The sequence below is a fragment of the Paenibacillus solani genome, from assembly GCF_001277345.1.
Taxonomy (GTDB): domain Bacteria; phylum Bacillota; class Bacilli; order Paenibacillales; family Paenibacillaceae; genus Paenibacillus_AQ; species Paenibacillus_AQ solani.
This window is the reverse complement of record NZ_LIUT01000001.1, coordinates 1,140,038-1,161,559: the sequence shown is the minus strand read 5'-3', so window position 1 is coordinate 1,161,559 and position 21,522 is coordinate 1,140,038. Positions and strand designations below refer to the sequence as shown.

Below are 21,522 nucleotides of genomic sequence, written 5' to 3'. Positions count from 1 at the left end.
TCCTCATCTTAAAATATTCCTGACGCATTTTAATGAAGGCAGCGGCGGATACGGGCATCCAGTTCCACTGGCGAGAACGGCTTGGTTACATAATCATCCACTCCGTTTTGAAAGCACTGGCTGATCGTCTGTTCGACGCGTTTCTCGGTCAGCACTACGATTTTAGGAGATTCCTTCACATCCAGCTGCTGGATATGATGGATGAAAGGCAAGCCGTCAATGCCATGCAGATTCAGCTCTGTCAGCACAAGATCCGGCTCCCATTTTGCAATGAGTTCCAGTGCTTCAAGACCATCTAGCGCTTCAAGCGTTTCATAGCCCTGCATAGCCAGGCGAATCTGTAAGAACTCCCTCACCGTGGCATCTTGATCCACAATTAGAATGCGATTGTGTTCCCGGTCTGCTTCCTCTTGCGTGAATATATGAATATCCGAAGAAGTGCTGAGCCTGGTCGATTCTGCCATCTGCTTCATCGTCTGCATGGACGGCGTTTCGGTAAGTGCTGCCAGCGTAATGCGAGGATCTGCTTCCCCCAAACGGCCCTGGAGATGCTGCTTCAGCAGCAGCGCCTGATAATGGGCCGCATCCAGCGAATAACCAGGCAGCGTAATCGCCATGACGCCGTAATTGGCGTCTTGCAGAACCTTACCGTTGTCGCCGGACAGCTGGTCCACGAAGCTCTGAACCTCCGACAGCTCGGCCTCCGATCCGGATGAATCACCTGCACAGTACAGGAACAGTAGTGCCGTTCCCTGGGAATGTTCTCTCACTTCCTCTTCCAGTCGGCCGTAAAAATCAACGGCCTGTACGCGTTGCAATGTAGCGGATTGAGACATAACTGTAAGTCCCACCTCTCTTTATTTTTTTGACCTTTCATCAGATTTGAACCGGGCCACGATTATCAAGCAGCCTCTTTCTTATCTTTCCAGCTCTGCCGGGTCATAGTGCCCCATGAATTGTTGTTTTGCAGATATTGAATATGCCCCTGTACTCTCCACAGCACACCCAGCTGGTGATAACCCACAAACTTGAGTGCGGAGAAGAGAAGCATCTTCACCTGATCGGACAATTTGGTGTACCTCCGGAAGGCGATCTCCTCAAGGATAAGAGCTCCCACGCTGAGCATGTACCCGCTCAAAAAGTTAACGAGCCCAAACACGACCAGCACTTTCCAATTTGTCATATCCAGCAATACATATCCAAGCAGAGCCAGAAGGCCCGTGATTCTGAAGTAAGGGTTTAGCGCTTCAAATATAACGTTGTAGGGCATCGTTAACAGGCCCATAATTTTGTATTTCGGATTGAATACCATATCGCGGTTCTCAATCATGTTCTTCAAGTTCCCCCGTCCCCAGCGTTTTCGCTGATTGGACAGGATGTTGTAGCTGTCTGGCGCTTGCGTCCAGCACACCGCTTCCGGGCAGAAGGCAACACGGTATTTGATTTTGTTCTCCAGCATGTAGCGGTGCAGCTTGATAATGATGTTCATATCTTCGCCCGGGTAACCTCCCCGATAACCGCCTACCGCAATGACATAATCTTTCCGGAACAAGCCGAAGGCACCCGAGACGATAATAAGACCGTTTAAATGACTCCAACCAATTCGCCCTCCCAAGAAGGCTTTCATATACTCAATGGATTGGAACATGGGCCACATGCGCCGCGGCAAGGATACATCCTTCACCTCTCCGTTTTCAATTACGCAGCCGTTAGCAATCCGCACATCTCCGCCGATCGCCACGGTTTCCTCTGGATTCTCCATATACATCCGGGCCATACGGATCAGCGCATCCTTCTCCAGCAAGGAATCCGCATCGATAGAGGAGATCAGCGGATATCGGGATAGGTTAATGCCCGCATTCAAAGAATCCGCCTTACCGCCGTTCTCCTTATCAATGACATAGAGCTGCGGATATTGAGGGTTATAATAAATCCCGCGAACCTTGTTGGTGCTGATTTTGCCGCGTATCTGAGGATTCGGCAGCAGCGTTAACCCATACTCCTCAATCAGTACCTTCAGCGTTTCATCCGAGGAGCCGTCATTGATAACGATGACCTCGTATGTTGGATAATTCAGCGTCATCAGACAGCGGACATTCTCCGCGATGGTCAGCTCTTCATTAAAAGCGGGAACCAGCAAGGATACGGATGGTACAAGCTCCGATCCTGAGAGCGTATTGTATGTGGAGTATTTCGCTCGTCTGAAAATGTCCTTAATATTTCTGAAAGAAAACAACATAATTACAAAATAGAGCACACTAACGATCATGACGTAATATATCGTCACCATACCGTAGGTGAGCAGGATATCTCTAAGCAGTGTAATCTCCTCCTACTCCTGCAACGGTGCCGATTCGTTTGCTTGTTTGAAGACCGAAATAACGATCGTACACCAACTTTCGTTTATTAAAGGCCACCATTTGTTCCACTTGCTCATGCTCGCCTTCCTTGGACATGATCTGCTCAATTCGGTACAGGGCCGTTTCCCTTGCAGGACCCTCTCCCGTCAGCGCCGCCTGACATAAGGTTTCGAAGCCTTGTTCTCCGAGCATGGCAAGACTTTCGGCACTATTGTTGCGCACATGCCAATTCTCATCCTTCAAGGCTGAAGCCAAGAGAGGAATGCTGCCTGCCGCATGAAGACTACCCAATGCTTTGGCAGCGGCTGCCCGGACTTCCCACTCATGGTCATTCATCAGCTGTGCAATGGTGTCATCCTTCAGGGAAGGGTTCGAGCTGAGATAAAGCTTGACCGCCTCCGCCCGCACATCCTTCTCCTCGGACCCGACCAGGCGGTCGAGCGTAGGAACGAAAGCCGGAATAGCTTGTCCCCACATAGCTACTAGCGAAATCTTGACCAGTCCTGGATCAGGATCGTCCAGGAGCTTGCGCATAAGGCTTGCCGAATCCAGCCGGGTCTCAAGCAAAATATCAGCCGCCATATGATGAATGGCCTTATCGTACGATAACAGCTTTGCTAACATTTCCCGAATCTGCTGTGACTGAAGCGCACTTTTGGCTATGGCCCGCGCAATAATGATGGTCATCGGACCGTACTTTGTCCGATTCATCAGTTCCTGAAGCTGGGGCACTGCCTCTTCAGCACGCATCCCCCCCAGCCGGTATACTGCTTCGATGCGGCGGTCTTTCCGTAAGCTGGATAATGCCCGAATATCCTCCTCTACAAATCCAGCATCCCGGCACAGTTGAAGGAGCTTCTCTCTTGCGTCCCCTTTGAACTGCTCGATCCACTCCATGCATTTGGCTTGGATGACCCGGCGTTCCGCCGAGGTTAGTTTACCTGGAGGAAGCTCCAGCGTAACATCGTCATGCAGATGACTCTGTACGTACATAAAATAATCATGGTGTTTCTTCGTGAAACGTTCCATGTCTCTTTGCTCCGCATTGTGCTTGATCTTCATTTGGAACAACAGGATAATGCCGGCAGCTATGAGGCCGAGGCATACATAGATAAAGACATATGCCATTTCTAAATTTGAAAACATATCCGATGGCTCCTCCTTTTATTTAGCATCTGGTTGCCGTCCGGTATCAGGTAGACGGGTAAAGATGTCCTGCATATCATAATAGCTCTGCTTCAAACGTTCACTGTATATCGTGTCTTCCCACAGCTCCCACGTATACGGCTCGATATCCTTGAGATTTATGGTCGCAAGCGATCCCGCTTCCGCTTTCCCACCGGTCTCAGATCGTTCTGCGATCCAGGGTGCCAGCCGGATGCCTTCCGTGGTTGCCGTACTGAATGAACGTTTGTCTTGAAGTGGACTGTAATCCAGTACCTGCAGCGAGCTCGGATCTCCGAACCCCAGCAGCATCCAAGGTATTCTCATCTCGATAAACCGGCCTTGATATTGCCATGCCGTAAGGGAGTTGAAATCCGGAGATTTCGGATCACTGGTTCCCCTCTTTAATAACCCTACCGTCTCATCAACAAATGGATGAGAAAAACGGGTGTCCGGCGGATTCATCAACAGGCTGATCGCCAGCTTCCATGAGTGGAACGAACCTCCAGGCACAACAGGATCATCTTTTGTTCCCTTGGCTTCCGCTCCCGGCAGCATCCAATACCCCTCTTTCCCGTACAAGCGGCTGTGAAAATCATAAGAAGGTGCAATACTGACTTGAGATTCATCCTCTTGGCCCAGTTGGATCAAAGTTTCCAATGCCCCACCAGTGAGTTTTCGCCCTGCCAACTCTTTTTCAGGGATGTCACCTCCAGGGATCGTATCCGCTCCGATGAAAAGCTTGGAGTGTTTAGGATCAAACTCCTTCTCCAGTTCCATGCCGATATACAAATACGCTTCATCATGAGTCAGTTTCATACTCTTGACACCAGGCGCCGTTCCAGACCACGTCTTAACCTCTCCCTCCGGAACCTTCTCCCAATCACTCAAATCCCCATCGATGGTAATCTGCTCTGCTTTTCCGGGCTGCATGGCCAGTACACCGAACATCTTCTCGTTGGTCAACACATTCAACCAGAATGACCTACGGTCCGCAGGTATTTCATAAGGCATCGTATTCCATGTCTTCTTGAACCATTCGTCCTGCCACATGAACAGGATTGCCCCCGAATAACCTTCGTCGTAAATATCCTGGGTCAGTGACACATTGACTGAACCTTGTCCCGCTTCATCATGTCCTCCTTGGTCCTTTCCTCCAGGGCCATAGTGTGAGACACCAATGGATGAAGGCACGCCGTATTCAGTGACCATAATCGGCATATCCTGAAACTCTGCCTTAAGCTTGCGAAGATAGGCTTTATACGTGTTGTAGCCCCCGTCTTCATCCGGGATGGTCTGCAGCGTTTTGTCTGTGCGGAAAAAATCCGGGTAGTACGGATATACATGGTATGCCGCGAAATATCCCGCATCCCAGTTCACCGGTTCTACATGCCTTGCATCCACGGACACCATGTCCTCTTCAAACAACGGTTCTCCTGGATGCTCAAGCACGTCCGTTGTGACCCAATTCGTAAAGGTCATCGGATGCTGCCAGCCGTATTTCTGCTCCTCGGCTGCCGTATAGTCCAGCATGGATGCCAGCCAATTCTCAAAAGGACTTGCATCCTTCGTTCCCGAAAAATGGTCCCCTTTATACTGAGGCACATCCTTATGGACCGTATTGGTGTTATCTACCATGCTTGGGTCCCATTCCGTCCCCACATGCCAAGCCATGAGATACTTACTTGCATTGACTTTATACTTGCCGCTCGACTGTCCATGCTTGGCCTCAACATTGATATCGCCATAGACTGCTGCAACGGCTTTGGAGATTTCCGCTTTGAACGTCTGAACGATTTCTTCATCGTACGCATCCCGGCGTTCGATCAGCTGCTCCTCCGGTGACCAGATCCCCTGCATGAAATACAGGGGGTCATCCCCCTTATCCCGGTTGTACTTTACCAGCGCGGAATAAAAAACCGGATTATGCACCGTATAGACCCTGATGACGTTCGCTCCCATATCATCAATTTGTTTAAACCAGCGGAGGTAATCCTCTTCCGTTGCCGGCAGCTCTCCGGGAAAATGTCCAGGCACCGTTGCTCCCAGATTTACCCCTTTGGCAAAAACCTCTTTCCACTCTTCGTCATTTTGATATACCAGGAAGGAGGTTCCCTCGGTTTTAAACTTCATTTTCACACCGTTCGCATCCGCATACGTTTTAAGCGACGGTCGTAGATTTCCATAAATTACAGCGGCACCGCAGAGAAGCACTATAGTGCAGAGGACTACGAGTACCCACCATTTACGTTTGCTCATCGTCTTCGTTGCTCACCTGCCCATTCATAAGTAATGTTTGATGCTGCACCGGCGTTGACGACGATTAAGCCACACTCGTCATTCTATAGCCGATGCGTTCCCGATACCATATTTCTTCTTTACCAACTTTTCCGATAGCGATTTTAGTCATAAAGAAGTAAAACACAACCTCTTCCATTTTTTCCCCCGTTGAAGCCAATCGCTATCTCTTCATCCCAGTCATTTGACAACTTAACCACCTGATGCTAAGCATGCCATGAAGGAGCGCAGACTTAACAAAGGCCCCAGCCTGCCAATATGTACGGATGAAAGAAGGATGGCATCATCACGATTATTTTCAGAAAATTTTCGTGAATTGTAATGTTAAACGCAGAAAAATTGCTAAAGTTCCGGTCATTTTTACATCATTATCCATAGTTATGACAAAATTGATACCAAAGTCGTATAAAAAAACGGCTGAGAACCGCATTCTTAAAAGGTTTGGCAAAATTACCCTCAACCTCAAAATAAGTATAGAGTCCTGTACCGGGATTGTTTAATATTGTATCGGAACGAGAACCAGGTTCAAGTGGTAAGTATCGCCTATTTTTATGGTTTTCGGTTTGAATCACGGTGAAATATGTTTAATAAATTTGTTTGGGATTTTAAAATCTGCGGGGGAACAACCTAAATCGGACCCGGAACCATGAGCATCCGAGTCTGATAAGATCATTATGCTATTGAAAAGTTACCCATCCCTGCCAATATTCTATAGAAGGAAATAATGGATTTACCGCCAAAATGTCGGGTAACTTTGCTCCTTTACCGCATTATAATTCCGCAGAACCACAAAAAAACGCCCCTGTTCTAAACAGGGGCGTTGCTCAGCTGCCTAAGCGGTTGGGTCCTAGATAATCAAGCTGCTGATGGCAAATGCAGTGCCAATGAATACCATAGCGAGCAGGACGCCGATAGCTATATTCCCTTTTTGCAGATGCTCGGAAATTCGAATACCCGGTGTTGCCAGCTCGAATACCCAATAGGCAATGATTAAACAGACATACCCGACGGCAAACCATATGATCATATGCCAAATTGATGAGTTCGTATAAGCGGATATGCCCAGAATGATGGCTGTGCCCATAAACTTGCCGCCAAAGGCAAGACCAACCGCGACATTTCCTTTCTTCAGCTCCTCCATATCGTTAAACCGGGTCATCCAGCTGAAGATCAGCATCCCCAGTAATTGAAGCAAGATAATACATACTACACTGATAGCAATATTCACGACGACCATCAATCCGCCCACCCCCGAAATTTTGCATAGGCCAAGTCGTAATCGGCGAAATCATGCACTTCCTCCAATACAACATCAACCTTTTCCTGCTTCTCCATCGCAGCATAACGCTTCTCGTCGATCGGTTGTTTGATCCGGTTCCCTGTTGGAAGCTCGACGACCGCAAAATGCCTTGTATCTTGTTTATATGTTGTCTTATAAACTCCTACCAGCTTCACGTCCGTTTTAACGATCACCTTAAGGTTGGTCAAATCCGATTCCGCCGTTTTCTGGTCCTTGAATGACTTAATCGTCGTCCATGAAGATAAGCGTATATCATTCCGTTGATTCGCATCCGTTGTTAGTTCCGCGTCCATGAACTGAAGTGTCCATATTTTATCTCCTGTCGCATAATTGTTATCGTTTGGCAGGAGCTCGTTGTCGGGCAGCACGGTCATATCCCCGCCAATCAAATCTCCAACCGTTCCTTCAACGATCCGATAGTCCCAAGGTACGCGGGTGGATGTAGAAGACACTTCATCTGAGCCGGAATTGAACACCGTTGAACTGGTACCGGAACAGGCGCTCAGCACAAGCATCAGGGACAGAATAAGCCCCGCAACAACTATCGAAGGCCTTCTCTTTCCATTCATAGCATCCTTCTGCGTTCTACGAATATGTTTCACATGCATTTATTTCACTCCCATTGCGATAAAATGACTGGAATTTCCCGTAATCAAACCGCCTGCCCGTCCCAATAAACCGCAAGGGGTTCCATTAATGACAAACATTCCGGTCAATATGTGAAATTCACCCGCTGCCGTCTCCACACGCGCCATCTCAGCCCTATGCTGATATACCGTTGGAAACAGGACACTTGTGTCATAGCCATCCTGATCCTCAATCTCAAGCTGCCCTTCCAGATCATACAATTTGACAGAACCCCCTTCACGGCCGAACATGGACTTTGATACATATTGGCCGGAGAATACCGGTTTATTGTAAGTCGGAAGCATATATTTGTTGATCGCTTCGCGCTCGTGCTCATCAAATAGAAGTCCAAGCTCATTCATTCCCCACACAGCGGCAAGCAAGCCTTTGGATTGCAGCAAAATACTGTGCGGCGAATTAAACAACTGCAGTCTTCCCGTCTCAATGGCATAGGCCAGGGCATCACCGCCGTCATCAACAGACATCCATTCCTTCGGATATAGAGCAAACATCCGCTGAATCTGCCCGCCCTGGCCGTCCTTCAATATACCTTCATCCACCCATAAATCCAAACAATTCACTAAGCGGATATCCAGCCCGCTATGCCGGACCAATGCCTCAATCGTGCCGGAGTCCTCTTTATGTTCGCCGTAAGCAATACAGGCGGCCGTATCTGGGCGTTCTACTCCCCAGGCTTCCGCCACCAGCGTCTTCATTTGTTCATTGGGAGAATAAATGCCAGCCTGAGCACACATCCAGGGAGTCGCTATGGAAGCCTCAACATACCCTGTAGGCGTGTCTGCGTTCAGTTCCAGCAGTTTGATGCTCCCATCGTGAGCGATAGCAAAGTCAAATCTGGCATACCGGCTGATGAGACCTTCTTCCGGCAGCGGACATTCATCCAGCATCGCCCACAAGATGGGAGGAATGCCGATCAGACTGTATATATGATGATTTCCATGAATATAACGAACCGTTTTGTCCAAAACCCTCCAGAGCGATGCCGCTGCTTCCTTTAGCTCAGAATAGGTCTCTTTACGCAAGGTGACAATCTGGTCAATCCAATAAGCTTCCCCATCCATATCGGCCCAGGTAAAGCCGAGCCGTTCCAGTTCTGATACCCGCCCTGCCCGGTCGGGATCAGGCTGTCCTGTCACTGTAAATACGCTCTCGCAGCTCATCCACCAAACCCGCCTGATCTTGTGCTGGATTTCGGACCTGATGAGCTAAATCCGCTGGAGTTGCCGCCAATGCCCCCGGATTTGGACGATGTCGAACGGCGAGTGATTGTACCCGAGGAAGAAGTTGAGGTTTTGGGGCGAACATTGGAGTTAACGACTGGCTTATTCTGAAATGATCCACTGGAATAAGTACGAGGTTTATACGGCTTGCCGTTGTTAGCATAATAACCACGGTGATTGTTGTACCACCCGCTGGATGAATAGTAGGAACCGTTGTTAAACAGCATGTGATACAGCAGCAGATCATCCCAGCCGAAGCCGGAATTGTACCCGTGATAGTTGTTGACCACGGTAGTTCCGCCTCCGGTACCAGCACCTGCCGCGCTTCCTTCAAGGGGTTCTTCCTGGAATTCCTCCTCGCTTGGGAACGGAATATTCCAATCCACGTTCTTATCGAAGTACTGTTTCACTTCCTCTGTTGACCATGACACCAACTGCGGCTCGTCAGCTGCGGGGACCGCTTCTGAAGCGAGGTCCTTAGCTGCTGCACCTGAAACTAAAAAAGCATTCGCCAGCAAAGCTATACCAAGTGAGCTCGATAACACACGGATCGGTTTGCCTTCCGGTGTCAGCCATTTGGAGGCTGGCAGCTCTTTTTTCTCTTTTTCATTACTCAAAGCGATTTCTCCTTTCGGACAGATTTCATTCGTTTCGCATCGGAACGAGCAGTAGTTCCAGCTTGCCCGTATCCACATTGAGTCTGCCTTCAATCGTTTCATATTCACGGCCGCCGGCAACGATATAATTCACATGCTCCAAAGCCGCGACCATATTGCTCGTCCAAGTCCGTTCTTCAATCTCTACCAGCTCTCCATCCGGTTTCTTCTCAAACAAAACGACTTTCATTCCGTTATCCAATGGTTTATTCCCCTTCCATTAATGCAGTGAATATTGATATGTGCTGTATTTGGATTCGTTCCATAAATCTGCTATAACCATCATGCAGGCATGTCAATCCGAACATAAGAGACACAACCCATATAATAACACCCTTACAGATTATTTACACGGTGGAATTTTCCATGGGAAATGAATATTTTAGCTCAAATGGTTGGGCAGCCGAATCCTAGTTTCTCCCAACAAAAAAAGCATGGACCGTTTAGCTAAGAAAGATCCATGCTCCTATATGATCATTACGTAACCCGCCGATTACTTCAGCAGCTCTCTGATTTCAGGCAAATTATCGGCAAATCCAACAAATACCTTGTCATCTATCACGATGGTGGGCACCATTTGTTTTCCTGTCAGCTGCCGGACTTCTTCTGCGTAATCCGGGTTCTGGGTGCAATCGTATTCCGTGTAAGGAACCTGCTGTTCTTTAAAGTAACGCTTGGCATGCTGGCAGTCACTGCAAGTGGGTATCGTATATATTTTCAATGATGCTGTCATATCGATCACTCCTAATCGTCTTATTATTGGATTTCAACAACAAATGGAACCGTCATTACTTCACCCTGGTGTTGAAATTGTCCCCAGATTTTGTAGATGCCGCTATGCGGGAAAACAGCAGCGAATTCCGCTTTTGGACCCCTGCTTCGCTCATCGAGAGGATGCACGTGGATGTACTGTTCAGCGTCTTCAGATAGGATGACAACATGTCCCACGGCACCGAGATAAGGCTCCAGATTATCTATTCCTTGTTTAGTCTTAAGGTCCCCAATATGATAGGTGAGCACGACCTCTTCGTTGGACAAGGTATTGCTCAAACTCAATGTAATTTCCTTCCCGTCCACTTGTTTGATCAGTTCGGAATCAGGCTCAAGCACCGATGCCGTTCCTTCATCACCCTTCACTTGAATCCATTCGCTAAGTGTAGCCCCCGATGTACCCTTCGGTACAGAATCAGCGATCAATTTGTATTTGCCGCCGACCGGGAACGTTGTATTAACCGTAAACACACCATTCTCCCTGTAATCGGGATGGATATGATTGAAGAAGGATAAATCGCGATTCACAACGATCAGATGCAGCAGCTTCTCGTGATTGGTATCAAATTGCTGAACGGCGTCGCCATTCTGATCTGTAATGTGAATCGTTAACTCTGTCTCGACGCCCGCCGTAATCGGCTCTTCCCATGTAAACGCAGCTTTGTAGCCATTAGAACCCGACTCGTGACCATGATGCCCGCTTCCGTGTTCACTATGGCCACTCTCTTCTTGGCTTGCACTCTTTCCCCCATGACCTCCGCTATGGCCGCCTGTGTCTTGAACCTCGGTGGCGTTAAAACAAGCTGTCAACAATCCAAATGAAAGAAAACTGGTCAAAGTGAGCATAGTCGCCTTCTTATTCACCATTTGATGATCACTCCATTCATTTTAGAAATCTATTCATAACTTGAAGCATCCTTATATTTAGCATACCCCCCTATCCTATAATTAAACTATAATTATGTTTCCTATGCAAAAAAACACCATGCTGTCTGCATGGTGTTTGCGGACCTATTCTCAGGATCACCTAAATGAATGGTTATATTCCCCATGGTTTAAAGCTGCAGCACCATCCATTGTTCATATCCCCATAAATTCATATATCTTCTCCAGGTCCAAATGCTGCCGAACTATTTCGGCCACACGGTCAAATTCAGCAAATTTACGTTCCTCTGCTTGAAACGTTTCCGAGATGGGAAGCAGTCCTTTCTTAACACGAAGACCGTTCAGCCAGGCTCTTCGAAACGCATCATTATCAAATAAACCGTGCAAATAGCTTCCCCATATGCGGCCATCCGAAGTACCAAGCCCTTCAAGATGCTCTTGAATATCATCGTTTGACTGTGATAATTCCAAAACATCTGCTTCAACGGAGAAAAGCGGGCGATATCTGGAGTCATCCTCTAAGGTGCTCCATTCCGTAACGCCCATATGTATTTCATAAGCATGAATCGGGAGAGTGTCGTTGGTATCTTGCAAACTCAGTCCAAATGGTACATTCTTACATAGTCGTCCACTTACCCGAACGGTTCTTTTATGGGCTAGAAAGGAAGTCCGAATCGGCAGCAGTCCTAGCCCTTTCGCTTCCCGGGCTGTTCCTTCTACGGCATGGAAGTCCGATAACCATTCGCCAAGCATCTGGTATCCCCCGCATATGCCTACCAGTTGGATATCCCGCTGCTGAGCCTGTTTGATGATCGCATCAGCCAGTCCCCGCTCCTGAAGAAATTCAAGATCACTGATCGTATCCTTGGTGCCAGGTAATATAATGACATCCGGCGTGCCAAGCTCATCCACGGACTGAACGAAACGAACAACCACATCCGGCTCCCAGCGAAGCGCATCCATATCTGTAAAATTAGAAATGCGCGGATACCTTACTACGGCAATATCAAGCTCCCGCGCTTCCTGTTTTCGATATTGAAGCTCATCAAGCACAACGGAATCTTCCGCCTCAATCCTTATGTCCTGAATATAAGGGAGAACACCTAGTACGGGAATGCCCGTCCGCTCTTCAAGCCAATCCAATCCAGGCTTAAGCAGTGCCAGATCCCCGCGGAACTTATTAATGATAAATCCTTTGATTCGAGCCGCTTCATGAGGCTCTAGCAGTTCAAGTGTGCCTACAATCGAGGCAAACACGCCTCCGCGGTCAATATCCGCGACGAGAATGACCGGCGAATCTGCCCACCCCGCCAAATTCATATTGACGATATCGCGATCCTTTAGATTGATCTCGGCGGGACTTCCGGCCCCCTCCATGACTACGATATCATAACACGCTCGGAGTCGTTCCAGCGCATCCAGTACGATGCCTTTTGCCTTAGGCAGGAAATGATTCCTGTAATCCATTGCACTCATTTGCATTTCAGGCACGCCATGAATCACAATTTGCGAATGCATGTCTTTCACAGGCTTGATCAGAATGGGATTCATATCCGTATTAGCAGCAATGCCGCAGGCCTCGGCCTGCACGCCCTGAGCTCTTCCAATTTCTTTGCCATCCAAGGTTACGTAGGAATTGAGCGCCATATTTTGCGATTTATAAGGAGCTGTCCGATAACCGTCCTGTCGAAAAATACGACAAAGAGCTGTGGTTACGATGCTTTTGCCAACATCTGAAGCCGTTCCTTGCAGCATTAGAACTGCACCTCGAGCCTGTTTTGCATTTTTCATTGTATCTGGTGGTATGTATTGCGGTTCGATCATCTGCTTCACCCTTCTTCCAGTCCTAAGCCACTTTTCTATCATTATATCAAACCTATAGAGATGGAGAATCAAATAAAAAAACCTCGATTGATCGGTTCAAAACCATCATTCATATTCTTTGAAGGGATAAATTCATAGAAATCGGGGATATATTCATCTAAGAATATACTTTTTTATCTAAAATTGTTTTATCTTGTATATAAATTCATATTTAGTTAAGGGAGGAACCTAATATATGTTATTGCAATTCTCCATTCATAACAACATCTATATTCATGTAAAGTGGTTCTCAGATAATCTTGATCGGGTTCCTCTCCCATTCTCACGTATCATAACACTGACGTTCCTGTTTTGGTTAGCGTTTACAGTCCTAGTCCTATGGTTCACAAGTGTTATACATACTCCCTTGGGAAGACAAAAGAACGTCGTCCATATCCATCGGTGGCTGGACAGAATAAAGCCCCATACCGAGATTATCATGCGGACCGGGCTCGCCCTCGGCTTGTCTATGCAGCTCCTGAGCGGATCATATCTTGCACCTGAATTCAATATCAACTCCATGTGGATCATCCTCGGACTTGTTGGTGCTGTCATCTTTCTTTTTAATAAAAGAACGCTTCCTGTAAGCGGTGCCATCCTGTTCTTGCTTTATGTCCAAGCTGCATTAACTTACGGCCTCTTTCATGCAATTGATTATTTGTTATATCTCGGCATCGTGTATTATCTGTTTGTATCTGGTACGCCTCTGAAAAAAACAGCGGTTGCCGTCATGTACATATGTACCGGTGTATCCCTTGCCTGGCTCGCCATGGAAAAGCTGACCATCCCCGAGCTTGCTTGTACTGTAATGGGAGAATACGGTCTTCCTACCTTCGGATTTAGTCTCGAAAACTTTGTCCTGATCAGCGCGTTTATAGAGATTGGGCTGGCTTGGGCCTTCATTGTAGGTATTATGAATCGGTTCACTGCTTTGCTGGTATCTGGTGTCTTTATCATGACAAGTCTTGTATTCGGTCACATTGAAATCATTGGCCACACCATCATTCATACGGTACTGATCCTGTTTCTGATCGAGGGTGTCGGAAATTTACGGACTCCCCTTCAATTTCATCGCTCGCCTCTACTCCGCGGGTTGTTTGTAAGCGTTAACTTTTGCTTGTTTATGTTCGGCTTGATGTCGCTGTACATTTGGATGGGCAAAACATTTTAGTGCTTTCTTAGTCGGATAACCTACCAAAATTGCTGTGCTGTTATTCGATAGCTTACTAGTGTCAACTAGACACAGAAACAGCTGCCTCCATCGGAAAACCACCTGCCAGAGAACAACACAAAAAAAAGCACCGCAGCCCCAAGCATAAAGCCTGAAAGACCACAGTGCTTTCTATAGAATAACCGATGAGTTCTTGTATGAAACCTTATGCAGGATAAATATCGAAATCTGTCAGAGTTTTACCCGTTCTGGCTGACTCAAACACCGCTTCGATCAAGTTCAGTACGCGCAGTACTTCCTCATTCTTTACGATCGGTTCAGCTTGCCCTTCGATGACAGCCGCAAAATTGTCGAAGAAGCTGCTGGATTGACGGTATGGTTCTGGCAAAGCACCCGTAATGGTAGCCTCTTCAGATGGAGGGGCCATCGTTTTGGTCAAACCTACCCCGGCTTGAATAGGTTTTGGTTCCACTTTCACCGCATCCTGATTGCGGGTTACAATTCTGCCGTTTAACGACCAGTCTTCAATAACTCCAGTTCCTTCAGTTCCTTTGACATACCAGCGTGGCAGTGTAATGAAATTCGTCGTTCCCACTTCAAGCAGTACGGACACACCGTTCTCAAACTGGATAACCGATTCAAAGCCGTCATCTACTTCATCGCCCAGAATGAAGCTCAAGCGGCTGCTCAGGCTGGTCATTCGGCTGTCCACCATGTGCAGGATCTGATCCAGCAAATGCACGCCCCAGTCCAGCAGCATGCCGCCGCCATGCGCTTCCAGATGGCGCCAGTCGCCCGGAATGCCGTTCGCCCCGTGTACTCTGGATTCAATGCGGAACAGATCGCCAATCGTCTTCTCGTTATACATTTGTTTAATGGTGAGGAAATCCTCGTCCCAGCGGCGGTTTTGGTGAACCATCAGTACCCGGCCAGCAGCGTCGGCCGCAGCCACCATTTCCTTGAAGTCACTAACGTTCAATGTTACCGGCTTCTCACAGATGACATGTTTGCCGGCTTTAAACGCCTCAAGCGCCAGTTCCTTGTGCACATCGTTAGGTGTTGCAATGAGAACCACATCCACTGCCTCATCATTCAGTACCTGCTCATAACTTTCGTAGGCTGGATACCCTTCCTGCAGGGATACCTTCCGACGTTCTTCCAAAATATCATAGGTTCCAGTAACCTCGAGAAATTCATTATCCTTGATCAGCTTGGCATGGTAACTGCCCATTCCGCCATAGCCTACGATCACGATTGCATGTTTGTTTTTTTCGGTCACCATAGATTTCATATCTCCTTTTCGCTTCTCAGAAGTAAACGCATACACCTTTATTATAATATATAATGCTGAAGAACGGTTCTCTTTTACGATATTGTATTCCTACTAATATCTTGTAGCTGTGAGTTTTTTCTCAAAACAGAATAAGGAATTGGGCATGATAAGCCCTTTTGTCCCCCAAAAAAGTATTTATCCAGACCTACTCATTGAAGGCAAGCCTCTGTTACCTCCCCTTATCTTACGATACTCATGCTTCAAAAATGATACTATCCTTTTGCACCATCATTAATCGTTGTCACTTTTCGACATCACTTAAATACAAGTGTAACCGGTTACAGAGTTAGCTTTATAATTTATATATTTCTTTTTAATCTATAAAGCTTCGTAGGTAAAAGATTATAGTTGTAGATTATGTAATTTCAAACCATATCTTACGGTATTCTTACAAAATCCGGTACCGGATTTAACATCCGGTCTTTATACTCAGTAACTGTAAGGCCAAGCCGGAAAGCGAGGTAATCATGATGATGGATAATGAACTCTCACTACCATCTCCGGGGCATTCCCTGTCAGCACATGCCAGCCAAAGCGGAGAATCAGCAGCAGCAGCGATGCGCATCGCAGCGAAGAAAACCAGAAGCAGGGAAATCATGCTCGCCTACGCATGTCTAGCACCTTCGCTGCTCATTTTCGGTCTGTTTCTATTCTATCCACTGCTCAAATCGGTCTATCTCAGCTTATTCCTCACCGATCCCCAAGGCCGGGTAGCAGAATTCGTAGGTCTTGATAATTTCAAGGAGATACTAGCTTCCGAGATGTTCTATACAAGCTTCTGGAATACGCTGCTGTTCATTCTGCTCACCGTCCCGACAGGCATAGCAGCTGCGATTCTCCTCGCTGCCCTGACACACAACAAACTGAGAGGCATGAAAATTTTCCGTTTCATATTTTCTCTGCCAATGGCCGTGTCCGTCGGGACCGGCTCGATGATCTGGATGATTCTATACCATCCGACCTTAGGCATACTGAATTATTTCCTGTCACTGCTTGGGTCTCAGCCAATCCAATGGCTGACCGATCCGAAATGGGCCATGATCTCTGTCGCGCTCATGACAATCTGGATGAATCTTGGATTCAACTACATTCTGATGCTGAGCGGCATGCAGGGTGTGTCTGAGGATATTTACGACAGCACCAAGATTGACGGCTCCGGACCATTAAGAACTTTTTTCCGGATTACGATGCCGCTGATCTCTCCTACATTATTCTTCACGTCGGTTGTATCTGTTATCGGGGCTTTCCAGGCATTTGGTCAGATCAACATCCTTACCAAGGGCGGTCCGATAAACAGCACCAATGTCATGGTATTCAACATTTATCAGGATGCTTTCGTCAATTTCCGCTTTGGCATCGGCAGCGCACAGGCACTCATCCTGTTTGCGATTATTCTGCTGCTGACCGTCTTTCAATTTAAATTTGTGGAGAAGAAGGTGCATTACCAATGAACATGCGTCTCATGCCCAAAAGCTTCATCTACACCGCGCTCCTTCTTTGTTCGTTGGCCGTCCTTTTTCCACTTCTCTATACCTTGTCGACATCATTGATGAGCGAAGCTGAATCAGCCGTATACCCGCCGCCCCTGCTGCCCGAGGCCATCAATCTATCCAATTTCGCCAAGGTGATCGATACGATCCCTGTCCTTACCTTTATCGGAAACAGCCTGATTGTCTCCATTGCCATCATGCTTGGTCAGATCGTAACCGCGAGTTTGGCGGCGTATGCTTTCGCCTTCCTACGGTTCCCGGGGAAAACGCTGCTGTTCAGTCTCTTTCTCGCTACCATGATGATTCCGTGGGAAGTGATCATGATTCCGAACTATCTGACGGTTAAAAGCTTGAATTGGCTTGATACCTACCAAGGACTTATCGTTCCATTCCTGGCAACGGCCTTCGGAACTTTCCTGCTTAGACAAACATTTCTGCAGCTGCCGAAAGAGCTGTTTGAAGCAGCCCGTGTAGACGGCTGCGGACATGTCCGCACATTTCTGAGCATGGTGCTGCCGTTATCCATTCCCGGAATCGCCACACTTGGCGTGTATTCGTTCCTGAACAATTGGAACATGTATCTATGGCCGCTCTTGACAACCAACCGCGTCGAGATGCGAACTGTTCAGATTGGGATTGGCATGCTGCAGTTCGAAGAGATGAACTCATGGAATCTGATACTCTCCGGCGTACTCCTGCTGCTCCTGCCTTCCCTACTGCTGCTGGCACTTGGGCTGAAACCCCTTGTCCGTGGCATTACCGCAGGTGCTTTAAAGGGCTAGTGCAATATTAAGCAAGATGATACATGATCAGCCTTGCGCGCAGGTTCTCGATAAGAAACGGGCCTCCGCAATTTCTGATAGATTAAACCATACTTTATTTTCAAAAAGGGAGAGATTAACCGATCATGAAACGTTTTGGTAAAAGGTCCTTCGCGCTGCTTCTGCTTTCCTGCTTCATGCTGATCAGCGCCGCTTGCAGCAATACGCCAGCCGCTGGAGAAACGACCGTTGCCGCAGGCAGCAAGCCAGCCCAAGATCCTGTCAAGGTTGTATGGTGGCATTCCATGAGCGGAGAGCTCGGGACCGTCGCGGACAAGCTGATCTCCGATTTTAATGCGACCCACCAGGATATTCAGGTTGAAGGCGTATTTCAAGGAACGTATGATGAGAGCTTGAACAAGCTGAAGGCATCTTTGGGATCCAAGAGTGGTCCGACCATGATTCAGGTATACGAGATCGGCAGTCGCTTCATGATGGATACCAAAGCGATCCGTCCGGTGCAGGACTTCATGGATGCTGAAGCATACGATATTTCCTCATTGGAACCCAACATCAAAAATTACTATACCTTTGACGGCAAACTGCATTCGATGCCGTTTAACTCTTCCAACCCGATCCTTTACTACAACAAAGATGCCTTTAAAGCGGCGGGACTGGATCCGGAAAATCCTCCAAAAACCTACGAAGAGGTTGCAGAAGCTGCTAAAGCATTGACAAAAGGCGGCCAGACCGGCGCATCCTTCGCAATTTACGGCTGGTTCATGGAGCAATTCCTCGCCAACCAAGGCGCGGAGCTCTTGAACAACGGTAACGGCCGTAATTCCCCGGCAACCGCTTCGCAAGTCAACAATGCCGCTGCTGTGAAGACGCTGGAATGGTGGAAAAAGATGCTGGATGATAAGGTGCTGCTGAACCTGGGACGTAAAACAGACGATACCAAAAAAGCCTTTGCGGCGGGTCAAATCGCCATGACGCTGGACTCTACAGCTTCGCTTCGCGGAATCGTCAGCGCTGCGGAAGGCAAATTCGAGGTCGGTACGGCTTTCCTGCCCAAACCGGCTGACGGCGGCGAAGGCGGCGTGATCATCGGCGGAGCAAGCCTGTGGATGATGAACAACAAGTCGGAAGAAGAGCAGCAGGCCGCTTGGGAATTCATGAAGTATCTGGCCGAGCCGCAAACGCAAGCCTACTGGCATGTTAACACGGGTTATTTCCCCGTAACGACCAAAGCTTACGACGAGCCCCTGGTGAAAGAAAACCTGGAGAAATATCCGCAATTCCAGACGGCCGTAGATCAACTGCATCAAACGAAGGCCAACCTGGCAACACAAGGCGCTGTCATGGGCGTGTTCCCTGAGGCCCGCCAGCTGACGGAAACGGCCATTGAAGAAGTGCTGAACGGACAGAAAACACCGCAAGAAGCACTGGACAAAGCCGCTCAAGAAATCAGTTCCAAGATCGAGACCTATAATAAAACGGTAAAATAAACATTCCCCGGTATATGTAACCCTCCTATACTTACAATGCAAAACATGATCATGCCTAATGATTGTACTTCCGCGCATCATGAATGGATTGTAAGAATAAACACCCTGAATGCTGTTTCGCGGACGCCTCTAACGTGTCCCTAAAAAAGCACCCAATCAGGGTGTTTTTTTAGTTGCAGCTTTGCTGTGATTTGACGGGAACTACTACTTTCGGGGAAAAATGGCCGAAACTATTGTTCGTTTCTCATCTTCCTCCTCAAGGCTTATTCAAGCATCATTGGTCGGGGCAGCAATCCATTTAGAACACATATAAGTTTAGCTGGGTCTTTTAACGGACTCATGCCGTATTTCTTGTATAATGGGGTAACAGGAATGGTATTATCTTCAACAACAACTAATGGCCTATCGGATAGAACATAAATTTAGGAGGTTGAATGAGAATATGAGAATAGCCATCTGCGGAGGTACCGGTTTCATCGGCCAAGCCTTGACCTCGCGCTGGCAGCGCGATGGACATGACGTGATTATCGTCACCAGATCCAAACCAGATACGCCTACTCATCAGGAGCAGGCCGGGCAAGTATCCTACTTGACCTGGGACCAAATGGAATCCCAACCTGAGCAGTTTGAGCAATTGGATGCTCTCGTTAACCTTGCAGGCTCTTCCCTTAGCCAGCGCTGGACACCTGAAGGCAAGAAGAGGATTCTCAAGTCCCGGGAACAAACCGTGTCCTCTTTAGCAGAACTGATGCACCGCCTTAAACATAAACCTTCGGTCATTATTCAGGCTTCAGCAATGGCGATTTACGGCACATCCGAGTCTGAGACATTTGATGAAGACAGTCCCGCGACGATCATGGATTTCCCTTCCGAGGTGGTGCAGCGATGGGAACAAGCGGCTGATCATCTACAAGTGGACCGGTTAATCAAGCTGCGCATCAGCGTTGTTCTTGGCGATCAAGGCGGGGCACTTCCCAAAATGCTGCTGCCCTATAAATTAGGCGTTGGCGGCAGGATCGGCACTGGCAAGCAGTGGCTCTCCTGGATACATATCGACGATATGGTGAGTTTGATTGATTATTGTATCCGGCATGAAGACATTTCGGGAATTGTGAATGCAGCTTCCCCGAATGCGGTCACAAACGACGAGTTCGGCAGGAGCATCGCCAAGGTCTATGGACGCCCGCACTGGCTCCCTCTGCCTGCTTTTATGCTCCAAGCGATCCTGGGCGAAATGTCGCTCATTCTGTTGAAAGGTCAACGTATCCTTCCTGCAAAAGCATTACGTCACGGGTTCGTATTTCAATATCCTGAAGTGACGGCCGCTTTGCAACAGATTAAAGAGAGCTGAAATATCCTCCTTGAGCATAAAAAACAATCGCTCTCCTGATCTCAAGAGAGCGATTGTTATATTCGATGAACTCTATTTGGCCGGAGATAGTTCACTCTCTGTCACCCATTTGTGGTTCTTGACTTCTTCGCCTGTCGTCGATGTATAATCCACCATATAGACCGTCGTTTGCTCGGCAGAGTCAATTACGGCTGTAGCCCCCTTCATCCCTTCCATATGATCCGCATTGACAACAGCTTCAGCACCGGGTTGCAAAGGTTCCTTCCCCGCATCCTTTAGCTCTTCGTGAATGACCCATTTATGATCTTTTACTTCAGGTCCTCCATTGGTTGGTGTATAGGATATGGAGTATACCGTCGTATTGTACGCTCCCACAATCGTTGCTGTGGCTCCCTTCATTCCAGGCATATGGTCAGATTCAATAATCGCTTGGGTACCGACCGCATAGGTTGGATTCTCGGCCGTCTTTAATCCTTCCGGAACCTCGCCTGAGCCATTATGGTTCATGCTGCCATGATCCATGCCATCCATACCTCCGGTGTTCTCTGTGGTTTCCGATTGATTAGCGTTATCCGCCGGATTTGCGTCTTTCGTCTTCCCGCAGGCACCCAGTACGAGGATGATACTGGCTAATACAACCAGAATGAGCGGCCTCCATCTTTTTTTTGCTGACATATAATAAACTCCTCCTTCATGTACGGAATGTAGATATCATAGCAACTACTTATGAAGAACTAATGTAG

General features: G+C 47.8%; 20 protein-coding genes. 5 read left to right on the top strand and 15 right to left on the bottom strand.

The window, feature by feature from the left end:
* Positions 1-29: 29 nt before the first annotated feature.
* The 13 genes from AM231_RS05095 to AM231_RS05040 form a co-directional block, all read right to left on the bottom strand.
* Positions 30-836: a response regulator transcription factor gene (locus tag AM231_RS05095; protein WP_054401568.1), complete on the bottom strand. Its 807-nt coding sequence runs from the start codon at positions 834-836 to the stop codon at positions 30-32.
* A gap of 65 nt (positions 837-901) precedes the next feature.
* Positions 902-2,290, bottom strand: a complete 1,389-nt coding sequence (locus AM231_RS05090; RefSeq protein ID WP_207383528.1) for a glycosyltransferase family 2 protein — start codon at positions 2,288-2,290, stop codon at positions 902-904.
* A 22-nt stretch (positions 2,291-2,312) separates the two neighbouring features.
* Positions 2,313-3,506 (bottom strand): HEAT repeat domain-containing protein, encoded by a 1,194-nt coding sequence (locus AM231_RS05085; RefSeq protein ID WP_053488916.1) that lies wholly within the window; start codon positions 3,504-3,506, stop codon positions 2,313-2,315.
* Positions 3,507-3,524: 18 nt separating this feature from the next.
* Complete coding sequence (locus AM231_RS05080; RefSeq protein ID WP_054401567.1) at positions 3,525-5,783, bottom strand: hypothetical protein; 2,259 nt, start codon at positions 5,781-5,783, stop codon at positions 3,525-3,527.
* Positions 5,784-5,847: 64 nt separating this feature from the next.
* Complete coding sequence (locus tag AM231_RS30170) at positions 5,848-5,982, bottom strand: hypothetical protein (protein WP_278044606.1); 135 nt, start codon at positions 5,980-5,982, stop codon at positions 5,848-5,850.
* Positions 5,983-6,669: 687 nt separating this feature from the next.
* A complete protein-coding gene (locus tag AM231_RS05075; RefSeq protein WP_053488918.1) occupies positions 6,670-7,062 on the bottom strand; it encodes a DUF350 domain-containing protein in 393 nt (130 codons plus the stop codon).
* Positions 7,059-7,730, bottom strand: a complete 672-nt coding sequence (locus AM231_RS05070; protein ID WP_054401566.1) for a hypothetical protein — start codon at positions 7,728-7,730, stop codon at positions 7,059-7,061. Before AM231_RS05070 ends, AM231_RS05075 begins: the two co-directional genes overlap by 4 nt.
* Positions 7,731-8,930 carry a glutathionylspermidine synthase family protein gene (locus tag AM231_RS05065; RefSeq protein WP_054401565.1) on the bottom strand — a complete coding sequence of 400 codons (1,200 nt, stop codon included), beginning with the start codon at positions 8,928-8,930 and terminating at the stop codon, positions 7,731-7,733.
* A complete protein-coding gene (locus AM231_RS05060; protein WP_054401564.1) occupies positions 8,927-9,607 on the bottom strand; it encodes a hypothetical protein in 681 nt (226 codons plus the stop codon). Before AM231_RS05060 ends, AM231_RS05065 begins: the two co-directional genes overlap by 4 nt.
* 25 nt (positions 9,608-9,632) lie before the next feature.
* Positions 9,633-9,848, bottom strand: coding sequence for a hypothetical protein (locus AM231_RS05055; protein WP_106406048.1), 216 nt, complete (start codon positions 9,846-9,848; stop codon positions 9,633-9,635).
* A gap of 291 nt (positions 9,849-10,139) precedes the next feature.
* Positions 10,140-10,379, bottom strand: a complete 240-nt coding sequence (locus AM231_RS05050) for a glutaredoxin family protein (RefSeq protein ID WP_053488922.1) — start codon at positions 10,377-10,379, stop codon at positions 10,140-10,142.
* A 23-nt stretch (positions 10,380-10,402) separates the two neighbouring features.
* Positions 10,403-11,284: a hypothetical protein gene (locus AM231_RS05045; protein WP_054401563.1), complete on the bottom strand. Its 882-nt coding sequence runs from the start codon at positions 11,282-11,284 to the stop codon at positions 10,403-10,405.
* A gap of 213 nt (positions 11,285-11,497) precedes the next feature.
* Entirely contained in the window at positions 11,498-13,093 is a 1,596-nt protein-coding gene (locus tag AM231_RS05040; protein WP_054403537.1) for a cobyric acid synthase, read from the bottom strand.
* Between the two features lie 268 nt (positions 13,094-13,361).
* Here AM231_RS05040 and AM231_RS05035 point away from each other — a divergent pair, with 268 nt between their 5' ends.
* Positions 13,362-14,336: a hypothetical protein gene (locus AM231_RS05035; RefSeq protein ID WP_054401562.1), complete on the top strand. Its 975-nt coding sequence runs from the start codon at positions 13,362-13,364 to the stop codon at positions 14,334-14,336.
* A gap of 205 nt (positions 14,337-14,541) precedes the next feature.
* Here AM231_RS05035 and AM231_RS05030 read toward each other — a convergent pair whose 3' ends face one another.
* A complete protein-coding gene (locus tag AM231_RS05030; RefSeq protein ID WP_054401561.1) occupies positions 14,542-15,618 on the bottom strand; it encodes a Gfo/Idh/MocA family protein in 1,077 nt (358 codons plus the stop codon).
* A 518-nt stretch (positions 15,619-16,136) separates the two neighbouring features.
* Here AM231_RS05030 and AM231_RS05025 point away from each other — a divergent pair.
* From AM231_RS05025 to AM231_RS05010, 4 genes are all read left to right on the top strand, one after another.
* On the top strand, positions 16,137-17,120 hold the full coding sequence (locus AM231_RS05025; protein ID WP_054401560.1) for a carbohydrate ABC transporter permease: 984 nt from the start codon (positions 16,137-16,139) through the stop codon (positions 17,118-17,120).
* Entirely contained in the window at positions 17,117-17,941 is an 825-nt protein-coding gene (locus AM231_RS05020) for a carbohydrate ABC transporter permease (protein WP_054401559.1), read from the top strand. Before AM231_RS05025 ends, AM231_RS05020 begins: the two co-directional genes overlap by 4 nt.
* A 125-nt stretch (positions 17,942-18,066) precedes the next feature.
* Positions 18,067-19,428: an ABC transporter substrate-binding protein gene (locus tag AM231_RS05015; protein WP_054401558.1), complete on the top strand. Its 1,362-nt coding sequence runs from the start codon at positions 18,067-18,069 to the stop codon at positions 19,426-19,428.
* A 442-nt stretch (positions 19,429-19,870) separates the two neighbouring features.
* Positions 19,871-20,779, top strand: a complete 909-nt coding sequence (locus tag AM231_RS05010) for a TIGR01777 family oxidoreductase (protein ID WP_054401557.1) — start codon at positions 19,871-19,873, stop codon at positions 20,777-20,779.
* Between the two features lie 72 nt (positions 20,780-20,851).
* Here the strand turns inward: AM231_RS05010 and AM231_RS05005 are convergent, their stop codons facing one another.
* A complete protein-coding gene (locus tag AM231_RS05005) occupies positions 20,852-21,454 on the bottom strand; it encodes a YdhK family protein (protein WP_054401556.1) in 603 nt (200 codons plus the stop codon).
* Positions 21,455-21,522 lie beyond the last annotated feature (68 nt).

What these genes read in the sequence shown, in the direction of transcription:
- AM231_RS05040 (WP_054403537.1), bottom strand. Translation starts at nt 13,093, where the DNA reads ATGAAAAATGCAAAACAGGCTCGAGGTGCAGTTCTAATGCTGCAAGGA.
- AM231_RS05005 (WP_054401556.1), bottom strand. Translation starts at nt 21,454, where the DNA reads ATGTCAGCAAAAAAAAGATGGAGGCCGCTCATTCTGGTTGTATTAGCC.
- AM231_RS05025 (WP_054401560.1), top strand. Translation starts at nt 16,137, where the DNA reads ATGATGATGGATAATGAACTCTCACTACCATCTCCGGGGCATTCCCTG.
- AM231_RS05015 (WP_054401558.1), top strand. Translation starts at nt 18,067, where the DNA reads ATGAAACGTTTTGGTAAAAGGTCCTTCGCGCTGCTTCTGCTTTCCTGC.
- AM231_RS05020 (WP_054401559.1), top strand. Translation starts at nt 17,117, where the DNA reads ATGAACATGCGTCTCATGCCCAAAAGCTTCATCTACACCGCGCTCCTT.
- AM231_RS05030 (WP_054401561.1), bottom strand. Translation starts at nt 15,618, where the DNA reads ATGGTGACCGAAAAAAACAAACATGCAATCGTGATCGTAGGCTATGGC.
- AM231_RS05085 (WP_053488916.1), bottom strand. Translation starts at nt 3,506, where the DNA reads ATGTTTTCAAATTTAGAAATGGCATATGTCTTTATCTATGTATGCCTC.
- AM231_RS05095 (WP_054401568.1), bottom strand. Translation starts at nt 836, where the DNA reads ATGTCTCAATCCGCTACATTGCAACGCGTACAGGCCGTTGATTTTTAC.
- AM231_RS05010 (WP_054401557.1), top strand. Translation starts at nt 19,871, where the DNA reads ATGAGAATAGCCATCTGCGGAGGTACCGGTTTCATCGGCCAAGCCTTG.
- AM231_RS05065 (WP_054401565.1), bottom strand. Translation starts at nt 8,930, where the DNA reads ATGAGCTGCGAGAGCGTATTTACAGTGACAGGACAGCCTGATCCCGAC.
- AM231_RS05050 (WP_053488922.1), bottom strand. Translation starts at nt 10,379, where the DNA reads ATGACAGCATCATTGAAAATATATACGATACCCACTTGCAGTGACTGC.
- AM231_RS05070 (WP_054401566.1), bottom strand. Translation starts at nt 7,730, where the DNA reads ATGCATGTGAAACATATTCGTAGAACGCAGAAGGATGCTATGAATGGA.
- AM231_RS05090 (WP_207383528.1), bottom strand. Translation starts at nt 2,290, where the DNA reads ATGGTGACGATATATTACGTCATGATCGTTAGTGTGCTCTATTTTGTA.
- AM231_RS05035 (WP_054401562.1), top strand. Translation starts at nt 13,362, where the DNA reads ATGTTATTGCAATTCTCCATTCATAACAACATCTATATTCATGTAAAG.
- AM231_RS05080 (WP_054401567.1), bottom strand. Translation starts at nt 5,783, where the DNA reads ATGAGCAAACGTAAATGGTGGGTACTCGTAGTCCTCTGCACTATAGTG.
- AM231_RS05045 (WP_054401563.1), bottom strand. Translation starts at nt 11,284, where the DNA reads ATGGTGAATAAGAAGGCGACTATGCTCACTTTGACCAGTTTTCTTTCA.